The following is a 25,894-nucleotide window of genomic DNA, read 5'->3' as shown; positions in this document are numbered from 1 at the left end:
CGATTGGCGCAGCGTCACCCCCTGCGCCCGACGAGGCTTTAGCGGAGGCCGGGACCGAGCGCCACAGCCCCCGCTCCGCGCACCGTCAACGCGCGAAGGCTTCGGCGATGCCCTGGTCTTCCCGATTGCGCGGCTTGAGCCCGGCACGGTCGAGCGAAACCACGCGCGGGGCCATCTGCGTGTCGACCACCGCCGGCGTCCGGTCGTCCACCCTGCCCGTCCAGCCGCCGCCCAGCGCCTTGTTGAGCGCGACATAGTCGGTGGCGATGGAGACCCTGCTGCTAAGCAGCGCATCGTCGGCGGAATAGGCCGAGCGCTCGGCGACCAGCACGTCGAGGAAGCTTGACGCACCGCTCTGGTAGAGCACGCGGGCGAGGTCCACCGCCTGCCGGTAGGACGTGGCGGAGGCGGTAAGGCTGCGATATTTGAGGCGTTCCTGCTGCAGGGCGACGCTGGCATTCTCCACATCCTGCAACGCCCCCAGCACGGCGGCGTGGTAGGCGAGGAAGTATTCGTCGCGCTGGGCCTGGGCAAACTCCACCCCCGCCTTCAGCTGGCCGGCATTGAAGATCGGCAGGCTCACGCTGGGTCCGAAGCTCCAGCTGACCGAGGAACTCTTGGCGAGATCGCCGGCCTTTGCGGCCGAAGTCGTGACCTCGCCGACCAGGCTGACATCGGGATAGCGCGCCGCCTCGGCCTGGCCGATCTTGGCGGTGTACTGGGCGTATTGGCGCTCGGCGAGGCGCACATCGGGGCGCGAGAGCAGCACATTGGCCGGCACGCCGCGCGGGATCGCCTTCACCGGCGTCGGAATCGGCGCGCGACGCTTCATGGTCGCGTTGAGCGCGCTCGGCGGCTGGCCCAGCAGGATGGCCAGCTGGTGGACGGCCTGCTGGTAGCTCGATTCGAGCTCGGGAATATTCGCCTCGGTGCTTGCCGCCTGCCCTTCCGCATTGGCGACATCGACGGCCGATGCCGAGCCGGCCTGCAGCTTGGTCCGGGTCAGGGCGGCGGTCTCGCGCTGCGAGAGCGCGGTGCGCCGGGCCAGCGCCGCCCGGGCCTGATAGCCCCGCGCCTCGACATAATAGGTCGCCACGTCGCCTATCAGGGTGAGCAGCGTGTTGCGCAGCGTCTCCTGTGCGGCATCCAGCCCATAGGTCGCTGCCTCGGCCGCGCGGCGGTTCTCGCCGAAAAGGTCGAGCTCCCAGCTGGCATTGGCACCGAGGGCGAATGAATCGAACGGGCCGGAAATCGTCACGTCGCCGGTATCGGAGACGTTGGTGCCGTTGTCGGCGCGGCTGTAGCTGCCCGAGCCGTCAAGTGTGGGGGCCAGCGCGCCGACCGCCTGCCGGCGGGTGGCCCGGGCCTGCCGCACCCGCGCCTTGGCGGTGGCGACATCGAGATTGCCGGCGACCGCCTCGTCGACGAGACGGTTCAGCGTCGGGTCGCCGAGGCGCGTCCACCACTCCGCGAGTTCCGGCGGGCGGTTCTCTGCCTCCTCGCCCGTGGCGGTGACGAATGGCGAGGCGGCTCCCCATGTCGCCGGCAGCTGCAGGCCGGGGGCGCGATAGTCGGGTCCAACCGCGCAGCCGCCGAGCAGGGCGGCAACGAGGAGCGTGCCGGCAAAACGCGGTGCCGCGTCACGGAGGGGGCGGCACGTCACGGGCGGGAAGGACATCGGTTCACCTGACGGGCGAAGAAGGGGCGCCGCGGGGCGGCGGAAATCAGACGGAACGCGCATCGCCCGCCTCCCCTACCGGAGGGGCAGACGCGGGACCCGGCGCGGGCGCGCCCGCTACCGGGTGCCTGCCCGGAAAAATCCGGCGCACGACGACGAACAGCAGCGGCACGAAGAACACGCCGAGCACGGTGGCGGCGATCATGCCGCCCATGACGCCGATGCCGATAGCGTTCTGCGCCCCCGAGCCGGCACCGCTGGCGATGGCGAGCGGTGTCACGCCGAGGATGAAGGCGAAGGAGGTCATCAGGATCGGCCGCAACCGCTGGCGCGCGGCGTCGAGCGTCGCCTCGACCAGCCCCATCCCGTGCGCCTGCCGCTCTATGGCGAATTCGACGATGAGAATCGCGTTCTTCGCCGCGAGGCCGATGGTGGTGAGCAGGCCGACCTTGAAATAGACGTCGTTGCTCTGCCCGAACAAACTTGCCGCCAGCAGCGCGCCGAAGATGCCGATCGGCACCGAGAGCAGCACCGCGAACGGGATCGACCAGCTCTCATAGAGCGCCGCGAGGCAGAGGAAGATCACCAGCACGGAGATGGCATAGAGCGCCGTCGCCTGATTGGAGGACAGCCGCTCCTGATGCGACAGGCCGGTCCATTCATGGTCGTAGCCGGCCGGCAGCTTCGCCACGAGGCCGTCGATCGCGTCCATCGCCACGCCGGAGGACACGCCCGGTGCCGCCTGTCCCTGGATTTCCACCGCCGAGGCGCCGTTGAAACGCTCCAGCCGGGGCGAGCCGAAGGTCCAGCGGGTCGAGGCGAAGGAGGCGAACGGAACCATGGTCCCGCTGGCATTGCGCACCTCCCATTTGGCGAGGTCTTCCGGCTGCATGCGGAAGTCCGCCGCCGACTGGAGATAGACCTTCTTCACCCGCCCGCGGTCGAGGAAATCGTTGACATAGGTGCTGCCCCACGCGGTCGAGAGCGTGTCGTTGATATCGGCCAGCGACAGGCCAAGGGCGCTCGCCTTCTCCTGGTCGATGTCCACGACCAGTTGCGGCTCGTCCTCCAGCCCGTTGGGGCGGGTGGCGGCAAGTTGCTTGTCCTGCGCCGCCAACCCGAGCAACTGGTTGCGCGTCGCCATCAGCTTCTCATGGCCGGCGCCGGTCATGTCCTGGAGATAGAAGCTGAAGCCGCCGGTGTTGCCCATGCCCTGGATCGCCGGCGGGCTGAGCGTGAACACCATGGCGTCACGCAGTTGCAGAGCGCCCATCGCCCGGCCGGCGACCGCGCTTGCGGAAACCGCGGGGGTTTTGCGTTCATCGAAGGCCTTCAGCCGCACGAAGGCGATGCCAAGATTCTGGCCCTGCCCGCTGAAACCGAAGCCGTTGATGGAAAACACCCCTTCGACCGCATCCTTCTCCTGTTCGAGGAAATGGCTGCGCACCTTGTCCAGCACCTTCTCGGTGCGGTCGGCGGTGGCGCCGACGGGGAGTTGCACCATGGTGATCAGGAAGCCCTGGTCCTCCTCCGGCAGGAACGAAGACGGCAGGCGCACGAACATCCATCCCATGGCGATGCCGATCACCAGGAAGAGCAGCAGGAAGCGCCCCGAGCGCGCCAATATGCCGGCGGTTCCGCTGCGATAGGCATGGGTGGTACGGTCGAAATTGCGGTTGAACCAGCCGAAGAAGCCACGGCTCTTGGCGTGCTCCTTCGGCGGCTTGAGCAGGGTCGCGCACAGGGCGGGGGTGAGGATAAGCGCCACCGCCACCGAGAGCACCATGGCCGAGACGATGGTGACGGCGAACTGGCGATAGATCACGCCGACCGAGCCGCCGAAGAACGCCATGGGAACGAACACGGCCGAGAGCACAGTGGCGATGCCGATCAGCGCGCCGGTGATCTCGCCCATCGACTTGCGGGTCGCCTCCTTCGGCGACAGCCCCTCCTCCTCCATCACCCGCTCGACATTCTCGACCACGACGATGGCGTCGTCGACCAGCAGGCCGATGGCCAGCACCATGGCGAACATGGTCAGCGTGTTGATGGAATAGCCGAACAGCGCCAGCACGCCGAACGTGCCGAGCAGCACCACAGGCACGGCGAGCGAGGGGATCAGCGTCGCGCGGATGTTCTGCAGGAAGATGAACATGACCACGAAAACGAGGACGATGGCGTCGATGAGCGTGCGCACCACTTCCTCGATGGAGAGCCGCACGAAGGGCGTGGTGTCGTAGGGATAGACGACCTCGACGCCTTCCGGGAAGGTCGGCTTCATCCGCTCGATGGCGGCCTTGACCTTCTCCGCCGTGTCGAGCGCGTTTGCGCCGGTCGCCAGGTTGATGGCGAGCCCACCCGCCGGCTTGCCGTCATATTGCGACGTGGTGGTGTAGGTCTCCGCGCCAAGCTCGACGGTGGCGACATCGTTGATGCGCACCAGCGAGCCATCCGTCGTGCTCTTGAGGATGATGTTGCGGAACTGCTCGGGCGTCTGCAGCCGCGAGCGCGCCGTGACGGTGGCGTTGAGCTGCTGGCCCGGCCGCACCGGCAGGCCGCCAAGCTGGCCGGCGGAAACCTGCGTGTTCTGTGCCTGGATGGCGGCCGATACGTCGTCCGGGTTGAGCTGGTACTTCGAGAGCTTTTCGGGGTCCAGCCAGATCCGCATGGCATAGGAGGAGCCGAACAGCTTGGTCGAGCCGACCCCCTCAATGCGGCGCAGAGAATCGTTCAGCGTGGAGTCGATATAGTCCGACACGTCGGTCGAGGACATGCGCCCGTCGGTCGACACGAAGGCGATCACCATCAGGAAGCCGGCGGAGGCTTTATCGACGGAGATGCCGTTGGTCTGCACCACGCTGGGCAGTTGCGGGGTGACGAGTTGCAGCTTGTTCTGCACCTGCATCTGCGCGATGTCGGGATCGGCCGCATTGGTGAAGGTAAGCGTGATCGTCGCCTGGCCGGTCGACGTCGAGGTGGCCGACATGTAGTCGAGGTTGTCGATGCCGGTCAGGCCCTGCTCGATGACCTTTGTCACCGAATTCTCCACGGTCTGGGCATCGGCGCCGGGATAGGAGGCGGTGACGCTGACCGTCGGCGGCGCGATCTGCGGGTATTGGGCGATGGGAAGGCTGTTCAGCGCCAGCACGCCACCGAGCATGATCAGCAGCGAGATCACCCAGGCGAAGACCGGGCGGTCGATGAAGAAACGGGACATGGGCGCGCCTTCAGTTCGACGGGTTGGTGGAGACACCGGCGGAGGCGCCCGCTGCGGTCTGGCGCTTGGCCTCACCCGCTCCGGCAGGGGGCGCGACGCTCTGCCGGCCGCGCTCGCGCACTTCGCCCGTCGTGTCGTCCACCACCACGTCGACCGGGGTGACGTCCTGGCCCGGGCGGGCGAACTGGCTGCCCTCGACGATAACGCGGTCGCCGTTGCCGATGCCGGTGTCCACCAGCCAGTTATTGCCGACGGTGCGCGACACGCTGAGCACACGCTGCTCGACCTTGTTGTCGACCGTGACGACGAGCGCCACCGGCTCGCCCTTGGTGTTGCGCGTCACGCCCCGCTGGGGGACGAGGAAACTGTTCGGCGCCACGCCTTCCTCGACCACGGCCCGCACATACATGCCGGGCAGCAGCAGCCGCTCGGGATTGGGAAACTGCGCCCTCACGGCATAGGTGCCGGTGCCTTGGTCGACATAGGCCGAGGTGAATTCCAGCGTGCCGGAATGGCCATAGGTCTCGCCATTGTCGAGCTCCAGCTTGACCTGCACCGTGGCGCCGGAAATCTTGATCCGCCCGTCGCGGATCGCCTGCCGCAGGGCGAGAAGATTGGTGCTCGACTGGGTGACGTCGACATTGATCGGATCGAGCGTGCGGATGGTGGTGAGCGCCGTGTCCTGGCTCGCCGTGACCAGCGCGCCCGGGGTCAGGGTCGATTTGTCGATCCGCCCGCCGATCGGGGCGGTGATGCGGGTGTAGTCGAGATTGATGCGGGCGGTGTCGACATCGGCCTGAGCCGCGGCGACATCGGCCTGCGCCTGCGCCAGCGAAGCGACGGCGTCGTCGTAATCCTGCTTGCTCACCGCGTTCTGCTTGATGAGCCCTTGATAGCGCTCGACCTTGGACTGGGCACTCGGCACCCCCGCTTCGGCCTTCTGCTGGCTCGCCAGCGCGCTGTCATAGGCGGCCCGATAGCTCGCCGGGTCGATCTGGTAGAGCGCGTCGCCCGCCTTGACCTCCGAACCCTCCTCGAACAACCGGGACTTGACGAGGCCCCCGACCTGCGGGCGCACCTCGGCGACGAGCGAGGCGGTGGTGCGGCCGGGCATCTCGGCGGTGATCGCCACCGATTGTGGCCGCACCGTCACCACGCCGACCTGCGGGCGCCCCTGCGCGCCGGGGCCTGGAGGCTGCGCAGCATCTTGGCCGTCGCAGCCGGCGAGCGCCAGAAAGAGGCCGAACAGGGGGACAAGGAGGGTCGAACGCGCGGAGCGATATGACGCCAAGGTCAGTTCCTCATATATAGTACCGTTGCGTACCCATATTCTCCGGCGTATGGTTCTGTCAATCGGCGACCGCGTGGTGCGGCCGAACACCTTTCCGATCAGGTGGAGTCACGGATCGAGAAATTGGGCTCTATGATCGAGCGAGAGGACGATTTGCCGATCCGATTGTTTCAGTCTGGTCAGAGTGTCGGGGGGGTACCGTTTCCGTGTCAGACGTGTCAGTCGAGGCCCAGGTGTCCACGCGCCGCACGCGGGGGCGGCCGAAGACGGCGCCGGATTCCGACCGGCGCCGGCAGATCGTGGCGCAGGCGCTGCAGATCTTCCGGGAACTCGGCTATGCGAGGATGACCACCGACGCCGTGGCGGCCCGCTGCCAGATCTCCAAGACGACGCTGTACCGGCTGTTTCCCAGCAAGACCGAACTCATGGGGGAAATCGTCGAGACCCATATCAAGAGCATGATCGACCTGCCCCGCGACTATGATCATCTGCCGCTGGCGCAGGCCCTCGACCTCATCTTCTTCAACGACATAGACGAAGAGGCCGACCGCGAGCGCTTCGCCTTCCTGCATTTTCTCTTCCTGGAGGCGGCGGTGAACCCTGAGCTCAGGGCGATCTCCGATAAATTCGGCCGCAATGCCGTTCTCAGGCTTCTGAGCGACTGGATCGACCACCAGCGTGGGCTCGGGCGGATCGACGTGCCGGATGTCCACGACGCCGCCTCCATACTGATGGACATGGTGGGGGGTTCTATCGCGCTTACCCGCGACGGACGGATGGAATGGCCCGGCAGCGAGCGGCGCCGCGCCTATGTGCGCGAGTGCATCCGGGTGTTTCTGGGCGGGGTGGCGCCCCGGCCATAACCCGCCGGCGACGCGCGCCCGCTCACCGCGAGGCGAGGCCCAGCGTCGCGCAGGTCGCCTCGCTCTCCCGGGCCAACTCCTCGAACTGGGCCGCCCGCCCGTTGCCGGCGCGCCAGAAATAGCCCATGTCGCGGCTGGCCGGCCAGCCATCGAGGGTGAGCAGGGCGATGTCGTCCTCCATGCGAAACTCCGAGCGCGCGTAAAGCTCGGGAAACAGCGACATGCCCATGCCCATCACCACCATCTGGCGCAGCGCGTCGAGACTGGTGCCCTCGTAATCCTCGCGCATGTCCGCACCACAGGCGGCGGCGAGATGGCGGGTCCGCTCGAACAGATGGTGCCCGCGCCCGAGCGTCAGCAGCCGCTCGCCACGCAGCGCCTGCGGATCGACATGGCCGATGCTGGCGAGCGGATGGTCCTTCGGCACTCCGAGAAAGATCGTCTCGCGGCACAGCCGCCGGAACGTGACGGCATGGCCGGAATCCGGCGCCGGCCCCAGCCCGCAGTCAAGCGCGCCGGAGACCACCTCGCGCAGGATCGCCGCCGGCCGTTCCTCCTTGATGTAGATCTGCAGCGCGGGATAACGGGCGTGCAGGGACGGCAGCAGATGGGGCAGGAAATAGGGGCCGAAGGTCGGCGCCACGCCCAGCCGGATCAGCCCGCCGAGATTGCGCGCCCCGCTCGCCGCCACCGCGACGATGTCGTCCAGTGTCAGCAGCACGGCGCGCGCCGCCTCGATCACCCGCTCTCCGATAGCGGTGGGCTGCGCGCGGCCGGGCGTGCGGTCGAACAGCGTGGCGCCGAGTTGCGCCTCCAACTGGGCGATCTGCACCGAAAGGGTCGGCTGCGAGACATGGCAACGTCGTGCCGCGGCACCGAAATGGCCGGTCTCGGCCAGCGAGACGGCATATTCCAGCTGGCGATGGGTCGGGCGGAAGACCATAGGCGATAGTTCCAATCTATCGAAGATATTGAGACTATGCATTGGAACTATGATTACGTCCACGTCATCCTTCCCTTACGAAAGGAGGGCGATGTGGACCAGTTTCTCAAATCGCTGACGACCCGCAGCCAGATGCTCGATGTCGAACTCGCGGCCGAGCGCCGGCGCGACAAGCCGGACGGCGAGCGCCTGATGGCGCTCAAGCGCATCAAGCGCCAATTGGTGGCGCAGATCGACTACATCCGCCGCGAAGGCCGCGACATGGCCGAGGTGAGGACATCGCGCCGACCGGGGCGCTTCACCGATTTGAGCCTCCCCCGCCTGCGCTGAGACTGCCACGCGGCGCCTGAACCCCTTACAGCCGAGGCCCGGGTCCCTCTGACGGCGTTGCGCCGCCATGTCGGTCCTCCCTGCCTGCCATCTCCAGCGCCTGTCCGCACGGAAGGCCTGTGGCGCCCGCCCGGCGCTGTAGGCCGGCGTGTGCGCGCGCCGTGAAGGCTGAACCGAGGACCCCATGGACACGTTGATAGCGCTCATCACGGCCGACATCGTCGGCACGCCCGCCTGGCTCTGGCTGAGCTTTCTCGCCATCGTCTTCATCCTGCTCGCCTTCGATCTCGGCGTGCTGAACAAGGGCGACAAGGAACTCGGCATCGGCGAAAGCCTACGGCTCTCGCTGTTCTACATTGCCGTCGCCGTGCTGTTCGGCGGCTGGGTTTGGTACGCGCGCGGGGCCGAGGCCAGCATGCAGTACTTCACCGGCTACGCCATCGAGAAGGCGCTCTCGATCGACAATGTCTTCGTCATCTCGCTGATCTTCAGCTACTTCGCCATTCCCCGCATCTACCAGTACCGCGCCCTCGTCTGGGGCATCATCGCGGTGCTGGTGTTGCGCGGCCTCATGATCGGCGTCGGCGCCGCGCTGGTGCAGGAATATGACTGGGTGCTGCTGCTCTTCGGCGCCTTCCTCGTCGGCACCGGCGTCAAGATGCTGGTCGTCAAGGAGGGCGAGCAGGACATCTCCCGCAACCCGTTGGTGCGCCTGCTCTCGCGGGTGCTGCGGGTGACGCCGCACTTGCACGGCCAGCGTTTCATCGTGCGCCAGCCGCACCCGGTGACGGGCAGGATGGTGCTCTGGGTGACGCCGCTGTTCATGGCGCTGGTCGTCATCAACATTGCCGACCTGGTCTTCGCGGTCGACTCGGTGCCAGCGATCTTCGCCATCACAACCGACACCTACATCGTCTTCACGGCAAACATCATGGCGATCCTTGGCCTGCGTGCGCTCTACTTCGCGCTGGCCGCCATGGTGCACCGCTTCGAGTACCTGAAATACGCGCTGGCGCTCGTGTTGGTGTTCATCGGCGGCAAGATCTTCTGGAACTACTTCTACGGCAAGCTCGACCCGGCGGTCTCGCTGTCGGTCACGCTGGCGATGATCGCCGGTGGCGTCGTCTTCTCCCTGTGGAAGACCCGCCACACCGGGCTCGGCACGCACTGAGCCCAAGGCCCACGCCACGGCGCGGGTCCGCCGGCGCTTTCAAGGGCCGGGCCGGCCGCCCGGGGCCCGGTTCCTGCCACCCTGATCCGGGCTGTGGGCCGCACCGTAAAAGCCGCATGAGCCCGGCTCCTGTCTGTTTCGCCCCAGCACCCGATGTCCGGGCCCCCGCCGCGCGTGTCACCTCGGCCGGGACGCTGCGTGTCGCCGCCGGCGCGATGGCGGCGGGCGCCTGTGTGTGGGTCGGGATCGCGGGATGAAACGCATCGCCATCATAGGTGCCGGCCTTTCCGGACTAACGCTCGCCCACGCCCTGAAGGGGCGGGCGGAGATTACCGTTTTCGAGAAGGCGCGCGGCCCCGGCGGCCGCACCGCGACCCGCCGCGAGTGCGCCTATCGCTTCGACCATGGCGCACCCTGCTTCACGGTGCGGACGCCGGCCTTCGCGGCGTGGCTGGCGCCCCTTCAGGCGGCGGGCGTGGTGGCCGAATGGCGGGGGCAAACCGTCAACCTCCAGGCTGGCCGCGTCACCGGCATCCGCCATCGCGCCGAGCGCCTTCTCGTCGGCGTACCGGGCATGAATGCCCTTGCTGGCTATCTCGCCGCGAACCTCGATGTGCGGGTCGGGATCGATGTGGCGCCGCTCGCGGCCGGGGGGAGGCCCTACCCTATCGCCAGCGTCTCCGGCGAGACGCTGGGCACGTTCGACCTCGTCGTTTCGACCGCTCCGGCGCACCAGACCCGGGCGCTGCTCGGCGCTGCGGCGGAAACGGTGGTCTTGCCTGAAGCCACAATGAAACCCCACCACGTCCTGATGGTCGCGTTCGACAAACCCTGGCAGCAGGACTGGATCGCGGCGCGGGTGATGGAGGGGCCGCTGCGCCGGATCACCGTCGACAGCACGAAACCCGGACGCGCCGGAGACGCAACGACGCTCGTCGTCCAGACGCGCAGCCGCTGGTCGCGGCTGCATTGCGACACCCCGGCGGAACTTCTGGCACCGCTCCTGCTGCACGCGCTGCGGGCGGCCGTGCCCTTCGACCTGCCCGAGCCCACCCTCGTGAAGGCGCACCGCTGGCGCTCCGCCGTTGTCGTGCGGGGCACGCGGCCCGGTCCGTGGATCGCGCCCGAGGGCGCGCTGGCTGCCACCGGCGACTGGGCCGCGACAAGCCGGATCGAGGAGGTGTGCATGGGTGCGCTCGACCTCGCCGAGCGGCTCAAGCGGGACCTGCCATGAGCGCTGTGACGGTCTGGTATGATTCCCGCTGCCCGCTGTGCCGGCGCGAAATCGCCTTGATAAAACGCCTCGACTCACGCGGACGGATCACCTTTGTCGATCTGGAGACGACGACCTCTTGCCCGGTCGATCGCGGCGCGATGCTGGCGCGCCTGCACGCCACCGAAGAGGGACGGCTGCTGACCGGGGCGGCGGCCTTCGCCGCCATGTGGCGGCAGATTCCGCTGCTCAGGCCCCTCGGCCTCGCGGCGCGCAACGCTCGTTTTTTGTCGTTGCTGGAATGGATCTATGTGGGCTTCCTGCGGCTGCGGCCGCGCCTGCAGAGCCTTGCGCGGCGCGTTGAGGAGACGCGCCGGTGAGGCTCGCAGTGGTCATCGGGTCGAGTGGCGGCATAGGCGGCGCATTGTTTGAGGCGCTGGCCGCGCGCGATGCCTTCGACGAGGTGATCGGCCTGTCCCGCCAGTCCGTCCCCCGACTCGACCTGCTAGAGGAGACGACGGTGGCGCAGGCGGCCCGCCATGTCGCGGAGCGGGGAACGCCGCATCTGGTGCTGGACGCCACCGGACTGTTGTCCGACGCCACGCTGCAGCCGGAGAAGGCGCTGCGGGCCATAGACCCCGCCGCCATGGCGCGCGCCTTCGCCATCAATGCCATCGGGCCGGCGCTGCTGATGAAGCATTTCCTGCCCCTGCTGCCACGCGCCGCGCCCGCCATCTTCGCGACCCTGTCGGCCAAGGTCGGTAGCATCGGGGATAACCGGCTGGGCGGCTGGTACAGCTACCGTGCGTCCAAGGCCGCGCTCAACCAGCTCGTGCGCTGCGCCGCCATCGAGCTGAAGCGCACCCATAGCGCGGCGGTGTGCATCGCCCTGCACCCGGGCACGGTGTCGACACCGCTCTCCCGGCCCTTCGCGAAAGTGGGACTGGAGACGCTCTCCCCCGCCGAAGCGGCGCGCGATATTCTGGCCGGGCTGGCGCGACTGGGCCCGGCCGACAGCGGCGGCTTCTTCGACCGGCACGGCAACCCGCTGCCGTTCTGAAACATCGGCCGCCCGGCAGCATCGGTCCTGGCGCCCGCGCACTCATTCTCCGCCCGTGTCGGGAATGGTGAGCAACTGTCCGCACGCCTTGCAATGCACGGCATCGGGCTCATGGCGCATCAGCGCGCAGGTCGGACAACGGAACGAGACCTTGTAGGGGCGGAACAGCGCTTGGGCGAGCCGCACGAAAAGCGATATCCCAACGATCATCGTGACGATCGCGGTCAGCTTGCCGGCCGCGCCAGGAAGCGTGATGTCGCCGAAACCCGTCGTCGTGATGGTGGCGACGGTGAAGTAGAGCGCGTCGATCCACCCCTCCATGCCAGAGCCCGGGCTCGCGAAGACCGTGTAGATGAAGCCGGTAATGACGAAAAGGCAGGTGACGAGGTTGATCCCGGCGCGGCCGACATCCTCCCATTCGCCATAGCCGCGCCGGCGAAGCGCGCGCCAGAAAATGTCCTTCTGCGACATCGACCAGAGCCGCAAGATTCGCAGGAAGCCCAGATTAGCCAGCCAGAGCGGCGCGAGCAGCGTGGCGAGGACGACCAGATCGACCCAGACCACCGGCTGCCGAAGCCAGTGCCCGAGATGGACCGACGAAATCGCTCGCGCAGAGAGATCCGCGGCAAGCAGCAAAGCGACGGCATAGTCGATCCACAGAAAACCCCACCATTGCTCAAGCACCGGGCCCAGAATGAAGAAGCCGACGATGACGAGGTCGATGCTGGCAACCGCCCATTGGAAGCGGGTCGCCCGCCGGTCCGTCCCCGCATAGAGCTCGCGCAGGCCACGGCGCCATCCGGAACGCGGGGTCTCTGCGGGATGAAGTGTCTGCTGCCGGCGCGATTCAAGCAGCGCAGCCACCGTCGGCCCCGCGCCGTGCGGCGGGTCCACGGGCGGCTCGTTGCCAGGCGCGTGCGCCGTCGTTTCGCTGCTGCTCGTCGCGCGCTCCATGAATCCCCCGGTGTCGGTGCGGAGAATATAGCGCAGCGCAGCGCCCGGCGAGCCGCATCATGCCACCGGCCCATCCGCTGCAAATGGCGGCTATTGATAGAGCGCGCGCATCTCCCGGAAGGAGATCAGCCGCCGCTGTCGGTTGTCCCACAGCGTCAGCCGCACACAGCCGAAGCTCTCCCAAAGGGTCAGGCGCCCGACATCGCGCAGTTCCGGATGGTCGCGCAGAACTTCGGGCAGGCGGTAATAGGGGATGCGGCTGCAGAGGTGATGCACATGGTGCATGCCGATATTGGCGCTGAACCAGCGCAAAATCGCCGGCAGGTCGTAATGCGAGGAGCCATGCAGGGCGGACTCGTGGAATTCCCAGCTCTCGTTATCGTCCCAGTGCGTTCCCTCGAACTGGTGCTGGACATAGAACAGCCAGACGCCCGCAGCCGCGCCCAGGATGACGATGGGCAGGTGAACCAGCAGGAACGGGCCGATGCCGAAAGCCCACATGAGCAGCCCCGCAGTGACGGCGATGCCCAGATTGGTCGTCATCGTGCTCACCCACGGCGTCCAGCCCTTGCGGGTGAAGCCGACGGGCAGGCGGCTCTCCAGCAGAAAGACGTAGATCGGGCCGATGCCGAACATCACCAGCGGGTGGCGGTACAGGCGATAGCGCAGCCGCCCCCAGCGGGAGCGCGCCAGATATTCGTCCACCGTCAGCGTGTCGATGTCGCCAATGCCGCGGCGGTCGAGGTTGCCGGCACTGGCATGGTGGATCGCGTGGCTGCGCCGCCAGTGATCATAGGGCGTCATCGTCAGCACGCCGATCACCCGGCCGGTCCAGTCATTGCCGCTCCGGTTGCCAAAGAAAGAGCCGTGACCGCAATCATGCTGGATCATGAAAAGGCGCATCAGCAGCCCCGCCGCCGGGAGAATGAGGAGCGCGTAGAGCCAGACCTGGTCCAGCTTGAGCGCGGCAAGCATCGCGGCCCAGGCAAGGGCGAAGGGCACGGCGGTGATGAGGAGTTCGCGGACGCTGCGGCGCGGATCGGACTGGCGGTAGTCGTTCAACCGGCGCGCCCAGCTTCTCGCATCGGCCTTCGCGAGCGCGCTTTCACCTGCCATCAACATCTCGATCTCCGTCTTTACGCACCTCGATCGCGCGTAACCGGGCGGCTCGTCGATGGTCGTGGGTTGAGGCCGCGCGGTCGGCACGGCGAGGACCCTATTGAAGCACGGAACGGTGTTGAAAATGCGCGGCGGGCGTCACTTTGTCGCTCGCTGCTGACCGATAGCGAAAGTGAAGCGCGCCTGCGCATGCCGGGGCGGCTATCGCCCCTCCCGGCCCGGGCGACCATCCAGCGGCGGCTGAACGGCTGGCGCAGCGCTATGGCCTCAACGCGGGTATTCGGCATCGAGCGGCGGCAGGGTCGAACCGATGCGCGCCCGGGATCATCATGGTAAGGCAAACGTTGACCAACTTGGGAACATCGCCGGATGAGGCAATACGAACTCGCATCGTGATTGTCGCGCCGCAGACGCCAGTCGCCTGTAGAAAGGCTTTTATGGGAGGATCGCTGATGGATGCATCTGTTCTCGTTGTTGGCGCCGGGCCCGTCGGGCTGACGCTGGCAGCCGAGCTGGCGCGCCATGGCGTGCGTGCGCGCATTGTCGACGCGCTCGCCGCACCCTTGCCCTATTGCCGCGCCATCGGCGTCACTCCGCGCTCGCTCGAAATGTTCGAGGACATGGGGGTGGCGGGAGAGATGATCGATGCCGGCCTCTGGCTCGATGGGGTGCGGATGCTGCTGCCGGGACAGCCGCCCCGGGACATCAGGCACGACTTTTCCGACCTGCCCTATTCCGCACTCGGAGTGCCGCAATACGAGACCGAACGCGTTCTTGCCGCCCATCTCGCCCGGTTCGGGATCGCGCCCGAACGTGGTGTCACCCTGGCGAGCCTCGCGCAGGACGGCGAGGCCGTCCGTGTCGAACTCGACGGCCCGCACGGCCGGGAAACCGCGTCGTTCCGCTTTGTTGTGGGCTGCGACGGGGCGCACAGCGCGGTTCGCAAGGCGCTGGGCATCGCCTTTGAGGGCGAAGGCTGGCCGTTCGAGTTCATGCTGGGCGACGTGGCCATCGACTGGGACGTCCCGCGCGGCCTCGCCCTGTTCGCGGTGAAGCCGATCGAGGAGGCGCCGCCGGATCTCTTCGTCGCGGTGCCTCTTCCGGACCGTGGGCGCTACCGCGTCTCCGCCATGGCGCCAGCACGCCTGTCGGCACCGGCCGGCGGCGGGACCGACCACGGCATCCAGGCCGACCGCCCCGGTGCCAGCCTCGCCGACCTGCAGGAGGTGGCTGACCGGCTGCTGCCGGAGCGGGCGACGCTGCACGACATGCGCTGGTCGTCGATCTTCCGCATTTCGATGCGGCTGGCCCAGAATTACCGCGACAGGAGCGTGTTCATCGCTGGCGATGCCTGCCACATCCACCCGCCAACCGGCGGCCAGGGCATGAATACCGGGATGCAGGACGCCTACAACCTCGCCTGGAAGCTCGCGCTGGTGGCGAAGGGCGAGGCGGCCGCAAACCTGCTCGACAGCTACGAGGCCGAGCGGCGTCCGGTGGCGGAGGCGGTCATCGCCCGCACGACAGACGAGAGCCGGAATTTCGGCAAGCGCGGCACCGGCGACCGATTGGCCGATACACAGGTGCTGGTGAGCTATCGCGGCGGGCCGCTCGCGCCCACTGCCGGAAAGGGGCTCTCAGCCGGCGATCGGATGCCGGATGTGCAGGGCCTGCGCCGGCATGGGCTGGGTTTCCCGCTGCGGCTGTACGAGGTGCTGAGGGGAACGCGCTTCGTGCTGCTGGTGCCTGTAGACGAGACGCCGGCGGCCGTGGAGGCCTTGGCCGCCGACCTTCATCGCCGCTGGCCGGGCGTGCTGCGCGTCGTGGTCGTGGCACCGGGCGGCTCCGCGCCAGAAGAGGTCCCCGGCATTGAGGTGCTGGTCGACGCGGCGGGCACCTTCACGGCGACGTTCGGTAGCTCGCAGGCGTGGCTGGTGCGGCCGGACAATTATCTCGGCTGGTGCGGTCCCACCGACACGGTCTCGGCAGAAGTTCTGAGTTATCTGGGCGATGTCGTCGGATTGACCTGAACGATCAGTGCGGCCCGTCGCCGGCTCGTCATGTGCCGGCGCGGGGTCAAGCCTCGGCTGCGAGTTGCCCGGGCAGAGCGGACGGCGATTGCCCGGGTTCGACAAAAACCCAGGCCTTCTTCGCCGCCAGTTCATCCGTTTGACCGTCTGAGAGCGCCTTGATGTAAGGCTCGGGCGTCAGGAATTTCGTTCCCTGCACCTTCCGAAGCGAATTGCCCTCCTCCAGCAGCCGCTTCCGTATGGTCAGCGCCCGCGTGACATCCTCGAAGATGTAAAGAGCAATCGCTGCGGCATTGTGCTGATGCGGGTGCCCGGCCGTAAGCGCGACGCGCAGCGTGTTGCAGAACACGAAGACCGGCACCTGGTCCTCCTGCAGGATCGAATCGTACAGCGCGACGGTGATCTCCGGCCTGACGAGTTCGCTCTGCAGAGTATGCATCTTGAGTGGCCTGCTCGGATCGGCATCCGGCATGTCTTTCAGCTCAAGCCAGTTGGCATAGAGATTCCGCAGGGTTGCCAGATAACCCGTGATGCGGTGTACGGCGTCATCGCGCGTGCTGGCGGCATGGCTGTAGAGCACCCCCAGATAGGCCAGCGCGCCGGCGGTGACGGTGGCCAGCGCCCCGAGGATCGCCCCGGTGAAGCCCAGCCAATTGGAGAGGTTGGCGTCGTTGATGCCGAGCACGAGCCGATGCCAAAAGGTGGCGGCCAGAGCAAATCCAATGCCTATGCCGAGCAGCACGCAGGCGGTGCCGATGACCGCCATCCGGAAACTGTCTTTCATGCGCCTTCCTATCGGGGAGCGGCACGCCGCCCTGCCGCCTCGCTAAATGGGTGGAGGCGACAGGCGACAGGGTGGAGGCGACGCGGGAGCCATCGTGCCGCTGGCCGCCCTAGCCGGGTGGGCTCTGAAAGGTCAACGGCGGAGATCATGACGCCGCCGCTTCAGCCTGGTCCTTCGCTCCTTGGGCCCGCTCTTCAGCGGGGCCGCTGGCGCGGGCGAGATTCAACGCCGTGTTGATGAGCCCAATATGGCTGAACGCCTGCGGAAAATTGCCCAGCATCCGGCCGCCGATGGGATCGTATTCCTCGGCGAGAAGACCGACATCGTTGCACAGGTCGGTCAAATGCTCGAACAGCCGGTGGGCATCGGCATAACGGCCTTGCAGCACCATCACGTCGGCGAGCCAGAAGCTGCAGGCGAGGAAGGCGCCTTCGCCCGGCGGCAGGCCATCGTCGGTCTTTTGCGTGTGATAGCGCAGCACGAGGCCATCGCGGACGAGATTACTCTCCACCGCGGCCACCGTGCCCACCACGCGCGGATCGTCCGCCGGCAGGAAGCCAACCAGCGGAATCTGCAGGACCGCGGCGTCGATGGTCGTGGACCCGTAGGCCTGCACGAAACTATTGAGTTCCGTGTCAAAAGCCTTGTCGCAGACGTCGGCATGGATGGTGTCGGCAACCTCGCGCCAATGCGCGGCGATCTCGCCATTGCCCGTGTCGGCCGCCATGTCGGCAGCGCGGTCGAAGGCGACCCACGCCATCACCTTGGAATGGGTGAAGTGCTGGCGCCCGCCACGGACTTCCCAAATTCCTTCGTCCGGCTGGCGCCACGCCTGTTCCAGGAAGGGCATGATAACGCCGCTGATGGCGGGCGTGCGCGGGTGCGGCGGCAGGCCGCCCTTGAGCGCCTGATCCATCGCATCGGCGACCTCGCCATAGATGTCGAGCTGGAACTGGCCGGCCGCTGCATTGCCGATGCGCACCGGCCGGCTGTCGCCATAGCCGGGTAGCCACGGCACCTCCCATTCGAGCAACTGCCGCTCGCCGGCGACGCCGTACATGATCTGCATCTGATCAGGCGCGCCGGCGATGGCCCGCATCAGCCATTCGCGCCAGGCCGAGGCTTCCTCGTAATAGCCGAGCTTCATGAAGGCCATCAGCGTCAGGGTGGCGTCGCGCAGCCAGCAATAGCGATAGTCCCAGTTGCGCGTTCCGCCGAGTTGCTCGGGCAGAGAGGTGGTGGCCGCCGCGACGATGCCGCCGGTCGGCTCGTAGGTGAGCGCCTTCAGCGTGATGAGCGAGCGCCTCACCAAATCCGTCCACGGCCCGACCGTCGGGCAGCGGCCGGCAAACGCCCGCCAGAAGGCTTCGGTATCCGCCAGCACCGCCTCGACATCCTGATGCGCCGGGCGAGGTTCATTGGAGGGGCCGTAGGTGAGCACGAACGGAATGCACTCGCCCGCCGAGACGCTGAACGAGCCGGTGGTGTGCAGGTCCTCGCCGTCGAGCGCGACGGGCGTGACCAGCACCAGCCGGTCGGGACCCGCCACCGCGCTGATCGAACCGTCCGGCTCGTGAGTCACCCAGGGGACGGTGCGGCCATAATCGAAGCGCACGACGAAATCGACGTCGAACTCCACCCGTCCGCGCTCGCCGACGACGAGCCGCACCAGATCGCTGGCACCATCGCGTGGCGGCATGAAGTCGATCAGCGTCGCCGTGCCCTCGGCGGTCTCGAAGGTGGTTTCAAGCACCAGCGTGTCCGGCCGGTAGCGCCGTGTGACCCGCGCGTCCGGGCTCTTCGGCGCGATGGACCAGCGGCCATTTTCCGGCGTGCCGAGCAGGGCGGCGAAGCAGGCGGGCGAATCGAACCGTGGAAAGCAGAGCCAGTCGATGGAGCCGTCACGCGAGACAAGGGCGGCAGTCTGGCAATCGCCGATCAGGGCGTAGTCTTCAATGCGGGAGACCAATGGTGCAACTCTTCGAACAGGGACAGGTCAAAGCGGCGCTGTCCAACCAGCACACCATGCCGGCCAGGGCAACATGGATCTCGGTCCCAACGGACCTCGGTCGAGGGGGGCAGGGGCCGACTGTCGGCGCGGCCGGTTCGTCCGTTCCGGCGCGCCGAGCCCACATGAAGCAGAAGGTGGAAAGCGCCTCGCCAGCGACCATCTGGCCGGCTACGCTGAAACTGTTGAAGTCGCGCCGCTGAAAGGCGTCGCCTTTGCCATAGGCCACGGCGCCCTCGGGCAAGATCATCGGAGGAGCGTCTGCCATCGACAGGATGCGCTTCCACCAGTGTCGACTTCCCCCAAATCGAAGATATGCGGCCGGCTCAGGGAACGTGGCTCACCACGTGATCTTGAATCCACCCCAGAGCTGGTGGTTGTCGTTGCCACCGCCGATTTCGGCGTCATAGCTGGCGAAGAGCGAGCTGCTGTCACTGAGCTTCACGGCGGCGGACAGGCCGATCAACGCGCTGTCGCGTGGCAGCGTGGCGCCGAATACGGTGAAGTCGGCGCCGGGAGCGGAGGCAAACGCCGCCGTCATCGCCTGCGTGGTGTCGGCGAACTCGTGCACCCAGCCGAGCCGCAGCCCGAGGTCGAGCGGCAGGCCATTGCCGAGGTCGAAGCTGGTGGTGAAGTCGGCGCCAAGCGTCGTGCGCACCGAATTGGCCGACTGGGCGGCGACGGTAAGATTGTAGAGGCTGGAGCCGGTCTCGGTGAAGCCGTCCTGGTCGATCGAGATCACCTGCAGCCGAGCGAACGGCGTGATCGCGTTCTTGAAGGGCGTGCCGAGGTCGACTGCGTATCCGGTCTCGATCTGGCCGAGAAACTGCCCTGCGTCGGTGTCGCCCTTGGCGATCCCAGCCGTCAGGCCCGGACTTGAGATCGTGCGATCCAGGCTGTTGCTAGCATTGGCGTAGCCCGCCAGCGCGTCGACATAGAGCGGGCCTTGCGTGAACGAACCATAGGCGACGGCGCTGACCGTGTCGGCGTCGGTGTCGCCTGCGAAACCACTGACCGATTGCGAGCCGGCGACATAGCCGCCGGCAACGCCGACGAGGAAGCCCGGACTGACGCGGTAGTCCATACCGAAGGCAGTGCCGCCCAGCGAATAGTCGAGGCCGGACGCATTGGCGTTGCCGCTCACACTGCCGGCGCTGCCGATGCCGCTCATCCAGACCGAGAAGCCTTCCAGCGTATCCGAGCCGGGCTCGGTGAGCGAAGCACGATCGCCGCTCACGCCGCCCGTGCGAGCGACCGACATCTGTCGTCCCACCGCGTTCATGAACAGCTGGCTGGCGCGCAGATTGACCGTGGCGAAGTCGGCGTAGGGTTGTCCGCTCAGCGTCTGCAGCGCGGTGGCGCCTTGGCCGATTTGCACGCTGGCCACCGTATTGACGAGGCCGGCAGAACCGCCGGCAGCGGCGACGGCATCCAGTGCGCCGCCCACTGCCTGCTGGTTGATGGTCAGCCCGCCCGCGCGGAAGGCGTTGGGCAGCAGCGCCAGCGTGACATAGATGTGCTCGGGATCAATCGAGACCTCAGGCGTGAGGAAGGCGGTGCCACCAGTCACCTCGCCGAAAGTGACCGTGCCGCCGGCTTCGGTGGTGATGATGGTGTAGGTCGTGCCTGGCGTGTACGTGCCCGGTTCCGCGGAGATGTCGAGCGTTCCGGCATTGATCATCACCCTGTGGTCGGCGCCGACGACGCTGATCCGGTCGCTGTCCCCGGCGGCATTGATCTCCATCTCCAGCGTGCCGCTGTTGAGCGTGAAGTTGCCGTCCACGGTGAGATGCCCGATCGAATTGCCGGGCTTGATCGTGCCGCCATTATTGGTGATGTCGCCGGTGACGTTGCCGCTGCCGCTTAGCGTGCTGCCCTGGTTGACGATGACATTGCTCGTCAGATGGCCGTTCACGGCCAAGCCGCCGGCATTGATCGCGGTGCCGCCACCCACGGTGCTGGCGCCCGTGAGAGTGAGCTTCCCGCTGCCGTTCTTGGCCAGCGTGCCGGTGCCGCTCATGCTGCCGGCATAGGTGCCGTCGAAGGTCTGGTCGAAGATCAGCGCGGCATCGTTGGCGATGTCGCCCAGCAGGTTCGCGCTCGTCCCCTGCAGGATACCCTGCTGGACGGTGAATTCGGCCAGGCCCGGGAGCTGCGACTGGAACTTGCTGGTGCCTGTGAGAGTCAGTTTTCCGACGCCGGTTTTGGTGATGGTGCCGAGCCCGAGCGTATTGCCCATGCCGGTGATATCGCCGGCAAAGGTGCCGTCGGTCGCCTGATCGAACACCACCGAACGCGCATTGGTGTTGTCGGCATTGTTGTCGAAGCTAAGATTGCCGATCAGGTTGCTGGTGTTGCCCTGGATGGTGCCGCCATAATTGTTGATCCCGCCATAGGTGTCCGCAGCGGCAGCGAGGATGAGCGTGCCCGTGCCGACCAGGCTGAGAGTGCGGGCTCCTGTTCCGCCCGACCCGATTGTGCCGGTCAATGTCAGCGTGGTGCCGGTATCGAGCTGGAAGCCGCCACCAGCATCTATCAATGTGATGGAACGATCCGTGGTGAAGCTCGAACTCGCCCAGAGGTGGCCATTATTGACCATAAGGATATCGGTTCCGGCCGCGCCAAGCTTGTCGTCAGACGCGACCTGCAGCGTACCCTCTTCGATCATGGTACCGCCGGTATAGGTGTTGGTGCCCGTGAGCTGCAGGACGCCGCCACCATTCTTGCCGAGCCGGCCGCTGCCGCTGATGTCGCCGCTCCAGATCAGCGGATTGTTCTGGACGTAGATGGCGCCGAAATCCGTCACCGTGAGATTTCGGTCTATGGCCAGCCCGGCAACCGCATTCGCGGTCGTTCCGACGCTGGCGCTGCTTAACGCGACCCCCGCGCCGGCCGCGCCGAGATTGGCATCGGTCGTAAACCTTACATCGCCGTCCACGATCCGTGTGCCGCCGCTGTAGGTGTTGTTCGCGGCCAGTTCGAGAATGCCCCCGCCCGCGACGATCAGGGCGCCCGTGCCGCCGATCGCCCCGCTCCAAGTTACCTGGGCCTGCGGGGCGCTGCTGTTCGCCCCGACATAGATGCCGCCAGTTCCGGTCAGCGTCAGGGCGCGATCCACCGCCTGCCCGTTCGCCGTGCCAATCCCGATCGCGCCGCCAGCGAGGTCGATGGGCATTCCCGTCGGGCCGAGGCTCGCATCGTCGCGGAAGAACAGCACCCCGTTCTCGACCCGCGTGCCGCCTGTCTGCGTGTTGGTTCCTTCGAGCGTGAGGTTGCCCGTGCCGGTCTTGATGAGGGTACCTGTCCCCGTCATGTTGCCGGCATAGATGCCGCTGGCGCTCTGATCGAAAATGACCTGAGCGTTGTTCAGAATGCTACCCTGGATTCCGAGGCTGTTGCCGTGCAGCACGCCGCTGTTGACGGTGGTGCCGCCGCTATAGTTGTTCGCCCCGGTCAGAGACAGCGTGCCGGCGCCGTTCTTCACGAGGGACCAGCTGCCGGCATCGCCTCCTGTGCCACCGACACCTGTCTGATCGGCGATGGCGTCGGATATGTTGACGGTCTGGCCATCTCCGGGCGTGATAACGAGCGAACCGTTTCCCGCAAGGAACATCGCCGTCCCGCTCGATCCACCCGCCTCGCCCCGGCCGAGACCGCTGCCCCCGGCACCGCCGGAAACGGCGTTGCCGGAAACGTTGAGAGGGCCGTTTACGGCGAGGGTACCGCCGTCCTGAACAAAGATCGCGCCGCCCATACCGCCGCCACCGCCACCGCCGCCGCCGGTAGGTCCGCCGGAGCCTCCCTTGCCTGCCAGGAACCCGCCGGAGATCATGGTGCTGCCGTCACCACCGCCACCACCGCCACCGAAACCGCCACTGCCGCCATAAGCCGAGCCTGAACCGCCGCCACCGCCGCCGAACCCGCCATTGACGCCATTGCCGCCGTCGGAGCCGTCGCCGCCCCCGCCTGTTCCCCCGCCTCCACTTGAGAAAGGACCGGCGTCGCCGCCATTGGCGCCGGTCGGCCAATAACCGCCGCCGCCCCCGCTGGTGGCGACAACTCCGCTGCCGGTGCCGTCGCCACCCGCACCACCGCGCGCTGCGCTACTCTGCAGACTGACATTGTCGACTGTCACATGCGCGCCATTGGCGACGAACAGCGCGCCGCCAAGTCCGGCGCCCCCGCCCCCGCCTCCGCCCAGATAGCCGCTACCGCCGCTACCGCCCTGGGCGAGCGCGCCCGTGATGGTGAGATTGCTGATCGCAACTGTCCCGGATTGCACGAACAGACCACGGTACTGGTTATCGCCCGAGAGAGTGTGGTTGCCGCCGATGAAGGTGACGTTCGTTGTGACGTTCGGCAGGTTGCTGCCAAGCGTGATGTTGCCGGTAAAGGTGATGGTGTCGCCGTTGCCGGCGCTGCTGATCGCGCTCCGAAGGTCGGAATCATTGGCGACGTTGAAGTTGGCGGCATAAGCGGGGCTTGTCAGCAACGCGACGCCCATCCCGACAAAGAGAGCTGGCATGTAACGCGGGGACAGCATCGCGAGCGCTGTCGCTCCCAGCAGTTGCGTTCCCAAGCGCGGTTTTGTCATTGAGGACGTCGCAACAGCCGCCATAGTCAGCATCCTCCAGCGCATTGGGCGGAGCCAAGCCTTTGACGCTTACCCCCATCCCATAACCTCTTGCGAGTGGAGAAGCATGCCCTCAGTCGGCAGCGCAACAGCTTTCTGACGGTGTAAATCCCACTGATACGAAACAACCAATGTTGAGACGCCAGAACGGTTTTGCTTGAGCCTGCGAGCCGGAAGAAGCTCTGGTTCGTACCGTCGATGTGCTTTGACGTGACACGTATTTGCAAATGATTAAGTGCCGCCGGCCGTGCTCAGCCGAACTGGTGGCGCCAAGCCCTCGGTGAGACGCCAAACCGGCTACGAAACTGCTTTCCGAACGATGAGGCGTCCTTGAAGCCGCAATCATAGGCGATGACCGATATGCTGCGCCCCGTGCCGGCCTCGATCAGCCTGCGTGACATGGAGAGCCGGATGTCGCGGACCGTGTCCATGATGGTCGCGCCATTATGCGTGAAGGCCCGGTAGAGCGTCGCTCGCGAGCAGCCGACCGCACGGGCGATCGCATCCGGCGACAGGTCGACTACATTGTAATTCGCGTGAATATAGCGCTTGGCGGCGAGGAAAAGCGCATTTGGATCCGGCTCTTCCCGGTCGCCGAGTCCGCGTCCGATGCGCTGGAGCAGAAGCAGCGCCAATGTGTGCAGCGCGTCGAGCGCAACCGCCATTTCCTTGACGTCGAGATGCTCCGCGTGCAGGTCCAGCGCTGCCATATGGTCCCGCACCATCACCCCGAGAGGGATGGTGTCGAGGGGCTGCACGATGCCGGGCAACTCGCCGCCGAAGGCTTCCAGCGCCTTGATCCGGGGAAGAACGACGTAGATTTCCTTGCCGACGCTCCAGTGGTAACGCATCGCCTTCGTGGCATCATAGGCGACCAGGCGGCCGGTTGGCGTGATCGGTTGCTCGCCGCCGGGACTTTCCAGCCCGACGCTGCCCTCCGCCATCAGCGAGATGATGATGGCATCGAGGGCGCCGCTGAGCCGCGCTGCCGGAGTGATGATGGTGCGGTGCACCGATCCCGCATGGCTGGCAAAATTCCCTATGGTGCCGCGCACGGCATATTTGGTGCCGAATAGTTCTGCCTCACCAGCATCCGGCACCTCAAGGTCGGCGATGCTGTAGGCAGTTTCGCGCCAGGCATCGAACCGGTCACCGGGATCGAAATCAGTCGTCGACACGCGCCGCAGCCGATAAAGCCCGGCGCTCATGGTGAGGCCGGGCGCATCTTCGCCTTCCGGAACAGCACGATCGCTCATGGTATCGGGACTCTGTGCCCATCGGGGAGACGGGCAGGCGATTGCGATGGTCGCGAGTGGCGCGATAACCTCTTGCCAGGATGTTCGTCTCCCAATGGTATATCCATTCGCCGGGAGCGACTACAGCTTTACCGATCCGTCTGCAGCCCGTTCGGCAAGCCACCTTCTGGAGACCTTGGCAATGGCGTTCGGTGCGCGAACAACCTCTCACTGGCTAGGGGCTGCCGTTGCGCGGCCCGTCCACTCCGTTGCCGCCTTGCCGGTGTAGGCGCCGCCCCGGCTTCCACATCTGCTCCACGTTCGCACTCGTGAGTTCGAGAGCTTCCGTCCATTGCGGCATGCGCCCCTGAAACGGGTTCATGTCGATCGAGTTTTGCCCGCGCCAATCTAGAGGCGCAGCAGCCGTTCGGCATTGCCGTGGCAAACCTTGGCGCGGACGTCGGCACCGATCGGCGCGGATTCGATGAAATCGCAGGCGAGCTGCGGATCCTCATAGGGGTAGTCGACCGAGAACATCACATTGTCGTCGCCTAACGCCTGAAGCGTCGCGATCAGCGCTCCCGGGTCGCATACCCCCGAGGTGGTGACGGCGATGTTCCGCTTGATGATCGCGGAAGGAAGGGCGTCGGCCGCGAGTTTCTCGCCGAGGTCGAACTCCCGCCGGCTGTCGAGGCGCCAGAGCAAAAACGGCAGCGTCTCGCCCATATGGCCGAGAATGATCTTCACCCCGGGAAAGCGGGTGAGCGTGCCCCCGAAGACGAGCCGCAACGCATGGGCCGCGGTTTCCGCCGTCCAGGCCCAGATGGGACCACCGATTTCGGGGCGATGGGCAAACATCGCGGGCTGGTCGGCCATGGCGCCGGGATGCAGATAGACCGGGACATTCAGTTCCTCGACACGCTCCCAGAAAGGCAGATAGCGGTCCTCGTCGAGATAATGCCCTTTGGTCTGGCCGTTGATGAGCGCTCCTCGAAAACCGAGTTCCCGGACGGCCCGTTCGAGCTCGGCCGCAGCGGCCTCGGCGTCGTGCAGGGCGAGATGGGCGAAGCCGGCGTAGCGATCCGGCCGCTTCTGCACCTCTCGCGCGAGGAAATCATTGGCGCCGCGCGCAAGCCGGATGGCCTCCTTTGTATCGCGGACGCCCTGAACCCCCGGCGTAGTGACGGAAAGCACCATCAGTTCTATGCCGGCCTTGTCCATCATTTCGAGCCGCAACTCGTCGAAGTCGGCTAGACGACGTTCCACATCGGCAAAGAGCGTGTCGCTCTGCGTCGGCCTTGCCACGTAGCTTCCGGCAAGCTCCGGCGTGGTGAAATGCTCTTCGAGCGCGATCTTGCGCATGGC

At 66.6% G+C, this 25,894-nt stretch carries 19 protein-coding genes; 8 read left to right on the top strand and 11 right to left on the bottom strand.

Annotated elements, in window-relative coordinates; genetic code table 11:
- Positions 1-85: 85 nt before the first annotated feature.
- From EV667_RS05360 to EV667_RS05350, 3 genes are read right to left on the bottom strand one after another with little or no spacing between them, the layout of a single operon-like run.
- Entirely contained in the window at positions 86-1,678 is a 1,593-nt protein-coding gene (locus EV667_RS05360) for an efflux transporter outer membrane subunit (RefSeq protein WP_245515980.1), read from the bottom strand.
- 46 nt (positions 1,679-1,724) lie between these two features.
- Positions 1,725-4,895 (bottom strand): efflux RND transporter permease subunit, encoded by a 3,171-nt coding sequence (locus EV667_RS05355; protein WP_131834237.1) that lies wholly within the window; start codon positions 4,893-4,895, stop codon positions 1,725-1,727.
- Between the two features lie 10 nt (positions 4,896-4,905).
- Positions 4,906-6,186, bottom strand: coding sequence for an efflux RND transporter periplasmic adaptor subunit (locus tag EV667_RS05350; RefSeq protein WP_131834236.1), 1,281 nt, complete (start codon positions 6,184-6,186; stop codon positions 4,906-4,908).
- A gap of 233 nt (positions 6,187-6,419) precedes the next feature.
- Here EV667_RS05350 and EV667_RS05345 point away from each other — a divergent pair, with 233 nt between their 5' ends.
- On the top strand, positions 6,420-7,049 hold the full coding sequence (locus tag EV667_RS05345) for a TetR/AcrR family transcriptional regulator (RefSeq protein ID WP_245515979.1): 630 nt from the start codon (positions 6,420-6,422) through the stop codon (positions 7,047-7,049).
- A gap of 22 nt (positions 7,050-7,071) precedes the next feature.
- Here the strand turns inward: EV667_RS05345 and EV667_RS05340 are convergent, their stop codons facing one another.
- The gene (locus EV667_RS05340) at positions 7,072-7,992 is read right to left on the bottom strand and encodes a hydrogen peroxide-inducible genes activator (RefSeq protein ID WP_131834235.1); all 921 of its coding nucleotides are present in this window, start codon (positions 7,990-7,992) and stop codon (positions 7,072-7,074) included.
- A gap of 93 nt (positions 7,993-8,085) precedes the next feature.
- Between EV667_RS05340 and EV667_RS05335 the strand changes: the two genes are divergently transcribed.
- From EV667_RS05335 to EV667_RS05315, 5 genes are all read left to right on the top strand, one after another.
- On the top strand, positions 8,086-8,322 hold the full coding sequence (locus tag EV667_RS05335; protein ID WP_131834234.1) for a hypothetical protein: 237 nt from the start codon (positions 8,086-8,088) through the stop codon (positions 8,320-8,322).
- Between the two features lie 184 nt (positions 8,323-8,506).
- Positions 8,507-9,493, top strand: a complete 987-nt coding sequence (locus EV667_RS05330; RefSeq protein ID WP_131834233.1) for a TerC family protein — start codon at positions 8,507-8,509, stop codon at positions 9,491-9,493.
- Positions 9,494-9,746: 253 nt separating this feature from the next.
- The gene (locus EV667_RS05325) at positions 9,747-10,727 is read left to right on the top strand and encodes an NAD(P)/FAD-dependent oxidoreductase (RefSeq protein WP_131834232.1); all 981 of its coding nucleotides are present in this window, start codon (positions 9,747-9,749) and stop codon (positions 10,725-10,727) included.
- On the top strand, positions 10,724-11,086 hold the full coding sequence (locus tag EV667_RS05320; protein ID WP_131834231.1) for a thiol-disulfide oxidoreductase DCC family protein: 363 nt from the start codon (positions 10,724-10,726) through the stop codon (positions 11,084-11,086). The genes EV667_RS05325 and EV667_RS05320 overlap by 4 nt, the downstream gene beginning before the upstream one ends.
- Positions 11,083-11,766 (top strand): SDR family NAD(P)-dependent oxidoreductase, encoded by a 684-nt coding sequence (locus EV667_RS05315; RefSeq protein WP_342636713.1) that lies wholly within the window; start codon positions 11,083-11,085, stop codon positions 11,764-11,766. The genes EV667_RS05320 and EV667_RS05315 overlap by 4 nt, the downstream gene beginning before the upstream one ends.
- Before the next feature lie 42 nt (positions 11,767-11,808).
- Here the strand turns inward: EV667_RS05315 and EV667_RS05310 are convergent, their stop codons facing one another.
- Positions 11,809-12,660 carry a potassium channel family protein gene (locus EV667_RS05310; RefSeq protein ID WP_245515978.1) on the bottom strand — a complete coding sequence of 284 codons (852 nt, stop codon included), beginning with the start codon at positions 12,658-12,660 and terminating at the stop codon, positions 11,809-11,811.
- Positions 12,661-12,810: 150 nt separating this feature from the next.
- Positions 12,811-13,842, bottom strand: coding sequence for a fatty acid desaturase (locus EV667_RS05305; protein ID WP_131834229.1), 1,032 nt, complete (start codon positions 13,840-13,842; stop codon positions 12,811-12,813).
- 449 nt (positions 13,843-14,291) lie between these two features.
- Here EV667_RS05305 and EV667_RS05300 point away from each other — a divergent pair, with 449 nt between their 5' ends.
- Positions 14,292-15,869 carry an FAD-dependent monooxygenase gene (locus EV667_RS05300; RefSeq protein WP_245515977.1) on the top strand — a complete coding sequence of 526 codons (1,578 nt, stop codon included), beginning with the start codon at positions 14,292-14,294 and terminating at the stop codon, positions 15,867-15,869.
- A 46-nt stretch (positions 15,870-15,915) separates the two neighbouring features.
- Here the strand turns inward: EV667_RS05300 and EV667_RS05295 are convergent, their stop codons facing one another.
- Together EV667_RS05295 and EV667_RS05290 are read right to left on the bottom strand one after the other, a co-directional pair.
- The gene (locus EV667_RS05295; RefSeq protein ID WP_131834227.1) at positions 15,916-16,653 is read right to left on the bottom strand and encodes a hypothetical protein; all 738 of its coding nucleotides are present in this window, start codon (positions 16,651-16,653) and stop codon (positions 15,916-15,918) included.
- Positions 16,654-16,798: 145 nt separating this feature from the next.
- Positions 16,799-18,622: a glycoside hydrolase family 15 protein gene (locus EV667_RS05290; RefSeq protein ID WP_131834226.1), complete on the bottom strand. Its 1,824-nt coding sequence runs from the start codon at positions 18,620-18,622 to the stop codon at positions 16,799-16,801.
- Between EV667_RS05290 and EV667_RS05285 the strand changes: the two genes are divergently transcribed.
- Entirely contained in the window at positions 18,622-18,864 is a 243-nt protein-coding gene (locus EV667_RS05285) for a hypothetical protein (RefSeq protein WP_131834225.1), read from the top strand. The two genes, EV667_RS05290 and EV667_RS05285, sit on opposite strands and share 1 nt — an antisense overlap.
- Before the next feature lie 137 nt (positions 18,865-19,001).
- On the opposite strand, the gene EV667_RS22835 is transcribed toward EV667_RS05285, so the two are convergent.
- The 3 genes from EV667_RS22835 to EV667_RS05270 all read right to left on the bottom strand — a co-directional run bounded on the left by EV667_RS22835 (position 19,002) and on the right by EV667_RS05270 (position 25,891).
- A complete protein-coding gene (locus tag EV667_RS22835; RefSeq protein WP_165901556.1) occupies positions 19,002-23,279 on the bottom strand; it encodes an autotransporter domain-containing protein in 4,278 nt (1,425 codons plus the stop codon).
- Between the two features lie 266 nt (positions 23,280-23,545).
- Complete coding sequence (locus EV667_RS05275; RefSeq protein WP_165901555.1) at positions 23,546-24,502, bottom strand: helix-turn-helix transcriptional regulator; 957 nt, start codon at positions 24,500-24,502, stop codon at positions 23,546-23,548.
- A 435-nt stretch (positions 24,503-24,937) separates the two neighbouring features.
- Complete coding sequence (locus EV667_RS05270) at positions 24,938-25,891, bottom strand: amidohydrolase family protein (protein ID WP_131834222.1); 954 nt, start codon at positions 25,889-25,891, stop codon at positions 24,938-24,940.
- Between the last annotated feature and the right edge of the window lie 3 nt (positions 25,892-25,894).

Source organism: Ancylobacter aquaticus (genome assembly GCF_004339465.1).
Taxonomy (GTDB): Bacteria; Pseudomonadota; Alphaproteobacteria; order Rhizobiales; family Xanthobacteraceae; genus Ancylobacter; species Ancylobacter aquaticus.
The sequence above is the reverse complement of the archived record's forward strand: the minus strand, read 5'-3'. Positions and strand labels throughout refer to the sequence as shown.